General features: G+C 72.8%; 5 protein-coding genes. 3 read left to right on the forward strand and 2 right to left on the reverse strand.

Going from position 1 to position 6,090, the window contains the following annotated elements:
* Nucleotides 1-36: 36 nt before the first annotated feature.
* The gene (gene dapC / locus ACFVHI_RS36775) at nucleotides 37-1,128 is read right to left on the reverse strand and encodes a succinyldiaminopimelate transaminase (protein ID WP_380346387.1); all 1,092 of its coding nucleotides are present in this window, start codon (nucleotides 1,126-1,128) and stop codon (nucleotides 37-39) included.
* The gene (locus tag ACFVHI_RS36780) at nucleotides 1,125-1,547 is read right to left on the reverse strand and encodes a PPOX class F420-dependent oxidoreductase (protein ID WP_063346335.1); all 423 of its coding nucleotides are present in this window, start codon (nucleotides 1,545-1,547) and stop codon (nucleotides 1,125-1,127) included. Before ACFVHI_RS36780 ends, dapC begins: the two co-directional genes overlap by 4 nt.
* Before the next feature lie 169 nt (nucleotides 1,548-1,716).
* Between ACFVHI_RS36780 and ACFVHI_RS36785 the strand changes: the two genes are divergently transcribed.
* From ACFVHI_RS36785 to ACFVHI_RS36795, 3 genes are read left to right on the forward strand one after another with little or no spacing between them, the layout of a single operon-like run.
* Entirely contained in the window at nucleotides 1,717-3,201 is a 1,485-nt protein-coding gene (locus ACFVHI_RS36785) for an FAD-dependent monooxygenase (RefSeq protein ID WP_380346389.1), read from the forward strand.
* A gap of 58 nt (nucleotides 3,202-3,259) precedes the next feature.
* Nucleotides 3,260-4,297: a methyltransferase gene (locus tag ACFVHI_RS36790; protein ID WP_380346391.1), complete on the forward strand. Its 1,038-nt coding sequence runs from the start codon at nucleotides 3,260-3,262 to the stop codon at nucleotides 4,295-4,297.
* A gap of 17 nt (nucleotides 4,298-4,314) precedes the next feature.
* Nucleotides 4,315-5,970 carry an NAD(P)/FAD-dependent oxidoreductase gene (locus ACFVHI_RS36795; RefSeq protein WP_380346393.1) on the forward strand — a complete coding sequence of 552 codons (1,656 nt, stop codon included), beginning with the start codon at nucleotides 4,315-4,317 and terminating at the stop codon, nucleotides 5,968-5,970.
* The last annotated feature ends 120 nt before the right edge of the window (nucleotides 5,971-6,090 follow it).

Consider the following 6,090-nt stretch of genomic DNA (forward strand, 5'->3'; position numbering starts at 1 on the left):
GGTCTCGGGGACCGACGCCGTCGTCCACTCCGTCCGTCAGAAGGCCGCGGCGAGCCGCTTCACCGCCTGCTCGACCCGCTCGTCGGTCTCGGTGACCGCCACCCGGACGTGCCGCGCGCCCGCCTCGCCGTAGAACTCCCCGGGCGCCACCAGGATGCCGAGCTCGGCCAGCGCGCCCACCGTCACCCAGCAGGGCTCGTCCCTGGTCGCCCAGAGGAAGAGCGCGCCCACCGAGTGGTCGATCCGGAAGCCGCACTCCAGCAGCGCCGCGCGCAGCACGGCCCGCCGCCGGGCGTAGCTCCCGCGCTGCCCCGCCAGGTGCGAGTCGTCGCCGAGCGCCGCCACCATGGCGGCCTGCACCGGGGCGGGCACCATGTGTCCGGCGTGCTTGCGCACCTCCAGCAGCGTGGCGATCACCGCCGGGTCCCCGGCAGCGAACCCGGCCCGGTAGCCGGCCAGGTTGGAGCGCTTGGAGAGCGAGTGCACGGCCAGGACCCCCTCGTGGCTGCCACCGCTGATCTCGGGGTGCAGCACCGAGCGGGTCTCGCCCTCCCAGACGTGGTCGAGGTAGCACTCGTCGTTCACCACGAGGGCGCCGCGTTCCCGCGCCCAGCCGACGATCGCGCGCAGCTCGGCGGTGCCGAGGACGCGGCCCTCCGGGTTGGACGGGGAGTTCAGCCAGACCACCCTGGGGGCGGGGCCGTCGTAGTCCAGCGGCGAGGCCGTCCGGACCAGCCGGGCACCCGCCAGCCGGGCGCTCACCTCGTACGTGGGGAAGGCGAGTTCGGGCACCAGGACGACGTCGGAGGGGCCCAGGCCGAGCATGGTGGGCAGCCAGGCGATCAGCTCCTTGGTGCCGACCGCGGGGATCACCGCGGACGGGTCCACGCTCACGCCCTCGCGCCGCAGCAGCCATGCCGCGACGGCCTCGCGGAGCTGCGGCGTACCCTCCGTGGACGGGTAGCCGGGGGCGTCCGCGGCGGCGGCCAGGGCCGCGCGGACGACGGCCGGCGTCCGGTCCACCGGGTCGCCGAGCGCCAGGTTGACCAGCCCGTCGGGGTGGGCGGCGGCGAGCTTGCGGTAGGGGAGCAGGACGTCCCAGGGGAACTTCGGCAGCCGCTCGATCATGCCCGGGCCCCCTTCGCGACGGTGCGGGCCAGCGGCGGCGCCTGGCAGTCGGAGTCGATGCCCCAGGAGACGATCCGCTCCGGGGTGATCCGGATCAGCTCGTCGTCGACGTGCGGCAGGACCTCCTTGCCGCCGGTGGGGAGCGCCTGCGCGGTGCCGCGGATCTCCAGGCCCCGGACCACCCAGTCCGCCGGGTCCAGCACGTCGTCCACGACCAGCGAGACCTTCGGATTCTCTTGCACGTGGCGGTACTTGAGGCTGCGGGCCATGCCGCGACCGGTCACATCGATGGTGCCGAGGCCGGCGTTGTAGTGGAAGCCGAGCGGGACGACGTGCGGCTGCCCGCGACCGTCCACGGTGGCCAGGCGGGCGAGCGACTGCGAGGCCAGGTAGGCGGCCTCGTTCGCGGTGAAGGGCATGACGGGTCCTCACATCGGTCGGATCAGGGATTCCGCCGACGCTAGGCGTCGCCCTTCGAGCCGCTTTCGTGCCCCGCCCGCGCCAGGGCTGCCAAGAGCGCTGGACACCGGCTCGAAGCGGCGCTGGCACGGTGGGCCCGTCGTACAGGAGCCGGCAGCGGAGGGCGCGATGGACTGCGATGTGGTGGTGGCGGGTGCGGGGCCGACGGGCCTGATGCTCGCCTGCGAGCTGGCGTTGGGCGGTGCCCGGACGCTGGTGGTGGAGCGTAGGGAGGAGCCGGAGAAACACTCGAAGGCCATGGGCATGCAGGGCCGCACCGTGGAACTGCTGGAACTGCGCGGGCTGCTCGACCGGTTCCTGGAGGGCGCGGGCCTGCTCAAGGGCGGCAACTTCGCCAGCCTGGGCGTGCCGATGCGGTTCGAGGAGTTCGACACCCGGCACCCGTACGTGCTGCTGGTGCCGCAGCTGCGCACGGAGGAGCTGCTGGCCGAGCGGGCGCGGGAACTCGGCGTGCGGATCGTCCGGGGCGCTCCCGTCACCGGCTTCACCCAGGACGAGGACGGCGTGACCGTCGAGACCGGGACCGGCACCGTCCGGGCACGCTACCTGGTCGGCTGCGACGGCGGCGGCAGTACCGTACGCCGGCAGGCGGGGATCGCCTTCACCGGCCAGGACCCGCACATGTACGCGCTGATCGGGGACATGCGGTTCCGAGGTGAGCTGCCGCGCGGTGAGGGACTGGGGCCGATGCGCCCGGTGGGTCTGGTCAACCCGGAGAAGAGGTCCTGGTTCGGCGCCTTCCAGCACAAGCCGGACGTCTACCGGGCCACCGTCGCCTGGTTCGGCGAGCCCTTCCCCGACCGCAACGCGCCGGTCACCGAGGAGGAGATGCGCGCGGCCCTGGTCGAGCACACCGGCGGCGACCACGGGATGCACGACGTCACCTGGCTGTCCCGGCTCACCGACGTCTCCCGGCTGGCCGGGGCGTACCGCAGCGGCCGGGTGCTGCTGGCCGGCGACGCGGCGCACATCCACCTGCCGGCCGGCGGGCAGGGGCTCAACCTCGGCATCCAGGACGCGGTGAACCTCGGCTGGAAGCTCGCGTCCGTGGTACGCGGCCAGGGCGGCGAGGAGTTGCTGGACAGCTACCAGGGCGAGCGGCGCCCGGTCGCCGACGGCGTGGTGCGCAACACCCGGACCCAGGCCGTGCTGATCGACCCGGACCCGAGGTACGACGCGCTGCGCCAGACCTTCCGCGAGCTGATGGCACTGCCGGACACCAACCGCCACATCGCCGGGATGCTGTCCGGCTTCGACGTCGCCTACGGGACGGGTGACCACCCGTCGGTCGGGCGCCGGATGCCGGACGCCGACCTGCTCACCGCCGGGGGCGGCCGACGGATCAGCGGCTGCTTCACCGAGGCGCGCGGGCTGCTGCTGCTGCCCGACCCCGGACCGGCCGCCTCGCCACCGGCCGCCTCGCCACTGGCCGCCTGGGCCGACCGCGTCACCACCGTGACCGCCAAGGTCGCGGGCGCGGAGCCCGACCTCGCCTTCCTGATCCGCCCTGACGGCTACGTCGCCTGGGCCGGGCCCCCGGCGCGGCGCGAGGAGCTCCGCCACGCCGCGACCACCTGGTTCGGCGCCGCCTGAGAACCGCACGACCCGCACGACCCGCACGACACCCGCAGCACACCGAGAGAGGGAGAAGATGACTTCAGTCACCGGCAGCCCCGCCGCCCGCGCGCGCCGGATCGTCGCACTCAACACCGCCTACTTCCAAGCGAAGGCGCTCCAGAGCGCGGTGGAGCTCGGCCTCTTCGAGCTACTGGCGGACCGCTCCGCCGGCGTCGACGAGATCCGGTCCGAACTGGGCGTCGACCACCGGCTGTTCAAGGACTTCCTGGACGCCCTGGTCGGCCTCGACCTGCTGACGGCCGAGGACGGCCGCTACCGCGCCGCCCCGCTCGCCGAGGAGTTCCTGCTCCCGGACGCTCCGACCTACCTGGGCGGCACCGCCCAGCAGCACGCCCGGCTGCACTTCCACGCCTGGGCGCAGCTGACCGACGCGCTGCGCGACGGCAAGGCCAAATCCGCCGTCGCCGCGCAGGGTCCGCTGGCCTACCCCAAGCACTACGAGGACCTCGACCGCGCCCGCCAGGTCATGGCGCACATGGACGCCCACAACGGGTTCACCGCGGACGAGCTGGCCCGCCAGCTCGACTGGAGCCGCTACACGTCCTTCGTGGACGTCGGCGGCGCGCGCGGCAACGTGGCCTCCCGGATCGCCTCGGCCCACCCGCACCTGCGGGGCGCCGTCTTCGACCTGCCGGCGCTGCGCCCGCTCTTCGACGAGCTGGTGAGCACGGCCGGGACGGCCGACCGGGTCACCTTCCACGGCGGCGACTTCTTCGCCTCCCCGATGCCGGAGGCCGATGTGGTGATCCTCGGCCACGTGCTGCCCGACTGGCCGGTCGACGACCGCCGGGAGCTGCTGCGGCGCGCCCACAAGGCGGTGCGGCCCGGCGGCGCGGTGGTGCTCTACGACGCCATGATCGACCCGGACGAGCGGGACCCGGAGGTCCTGCTGCAACGGATCAACCACACCATGATCCGGGACGACAGCTCCGCGTACTCGCTCCAGCAGGCCCGCGACTACCTGGAGGAGGCCGGCTTCACGGTCGACCGGGTGACCGCCACCGACACCATCACCCGGGACCACTTCGCCATCGGCGTCAAGTCCGCCTGAACGGAAGGGAGAACGACGTGACGGAGCACGCCGCACCGCAGGCGGAACAGCCGTACGACGTGGTCATCGTCGGCACCGGCCTGTCGGGCACCATGCTCGGCTCGATCCTGGCCAAGCAGGACTTCCGCGTCCTGCTGCTCGACGGCACCCACCACCCCCGGTTCGCCGTCGGCGAGTCGACCATCGGGCAGACGCTGGTGGTGCTGCGGCTGATCGCCGACCGGTACGGGATCCCGGAGATCGCCCACCTGGCGAGCTTCGAGGACGTGCTGGCCAACGTGAGCAGCGCGCACGGGCAGAAGAGCAACTTCGGGTTCATGTTCCACGAGGACGGCGAGGAGCCGGACCCGAACCTCACCAGCCAGTTCCGCATCCCCGGGATCGTCGGCAACGCCGCGCACTTCTTCCGGCAGGACACCGACGCGTACATGTTCCACACCGCTGTCCGCTACGGCTGCGACGCGCGGCAGGACTACCGGGTGGAGCGCGTCGACCTCGACGACGACGGGGTCACGGTGGTCGGCGCGGACGGCAGCAGCTACCGCGCCCGCTACCTGGTCGACGCCAGCGGGTTCCGCTCGCCGCTGGCCAAGCAGCTGGGGCTGCGGGAGGAGCCCAGCCGGCTCAAGCACCACGCGCGCTCGATCTTCACGCACATGGTCGGGGTGGAGGCGATCGACGACCACCTGGACACGCCCGACGGGCTGCGTCCGCCGGTGCCGTGGAACGACGGGACGATGCACCACATCTTCGAGCGCGGCTGGATGTGGATCATCCCGTTCGACAACCACCCCGGGGCCACCAATCCCCTGTGCAGCGTGGGCATCCAGCTCGACCCGAGGACGTACCCGGCGCGCCAGGACCTCACCGCCGAGGAGGAGTTCTGGTCCCACGTGGACCGCTTCCCCGCGGTGCGGCGGCAGTTGGAGGGCGCCCGGAGCGTGCGCGAGTGGGTCCGGACGGACCGGATGCAGTACTCCTCGACCCGGACGGTCGGCGAGCGCTGGTGCCTGATGTCGCACGCGGCCGGGTTCATCGACCCGCTGTTCTCCCGGGGGCTGTCCAACACCTGCGAGATCATCAACGCGCTGTCCTGGCGGCTGATGGCGGCGCTGCGCGAGGACGACTTCTCGCTGGAGCGGTTCGCCTACGTGGAGCGGCTGGAGCAGGGCCTGCTGGACTACAACGACCGGCTGGTGAACAACTCGTTCATCTCCTTCTCCCACTACCCGTTGTGGAACTCGGTGTTCCGGATCTGGGCCTCGGCCAGCGTGATCGGCGGCAAGCGCATCCTCAACGCGCTGACCGCGACCAAGGAGACCGGTGACGACACGCACTGCCAGGCCCTGGACGACAACCCGTACCCGGGGCTGTGGTGCCCGCTGGACTTCTACAAGGAGGCCTTCGACGAGCTCACCGAGCTGTGCGAGGCCGTGGACGCCAAGCGGATGACGGCCGAGGAGGCCGCCGCCACCCTGGAGCAGCGGGTGCGGGAGTCGGACTGGATGCTGCCCGCGCTGGGCTTCAACGACCCCGACACCCATCACATCAACCCGACGGCCGAGAAGATGATCCAGCTCGCACAGTGGGCCACCGACCACCCCCGCCCGGAGATCCGGGAGCTGCTGGCCGCCAGCGCCGAGGAGGTCAAGGCCGCCATGCGCAGGAGCTAGGGTCCTGTCCGGCCGAGGACGGCCGGCGGGACCGCCGAGGGCCGCGCCCCGGGGGCGGTTCCCCCGGCGCGGCCCCCTACCGCGTCGGCGCGCCCCGCAGCCCACGGCCCCCCCGGGCAG

Origin of the sequence: Kitasatospora sp. NPDC127121, from assembly GCF_042677305.1 — a bacterium.
Taxonomy (GTDB): domain Bacteria; phylum Actinomycetota; class Actinomycetes; order Streptomycetales; family Streptomycetaceae; genus Kitasatospora.

Excerpts from the sequence above, each read along its gene's own strand:
- ACFVHI_RS36785 (WP_380346389.1), top strand. The coding sequence starts at position 1,717 with ATGGACTGCGATGTGGTGGTGGCGGGTGCGGGGCCGACGGGCCTGATG.
- ACFVHI_RS36780 (WP_063346335.1), bottom strand. The coding sequence starts at position 1,547 with ATGCCCTTCACCGCGAACGAGGCCGCCTACCTGGCCTCGCAGTCGCTC.
- dapC (WP_380346387.1), bottom strand. The coding sequence starts at position 1,128 with ATGATCGAGCGGCTGCCGAAGTTCCCCTGGGACGTCCTGCTCCCCTAC.
- ACFVHI_RS36790 (WP_380346391.1), top strand. The coding sequence starts at position 3,260 with ATGACTTCAGTCACCGGCAGCCCCGCCGCCCGCGCGCGCCGGATCGTC.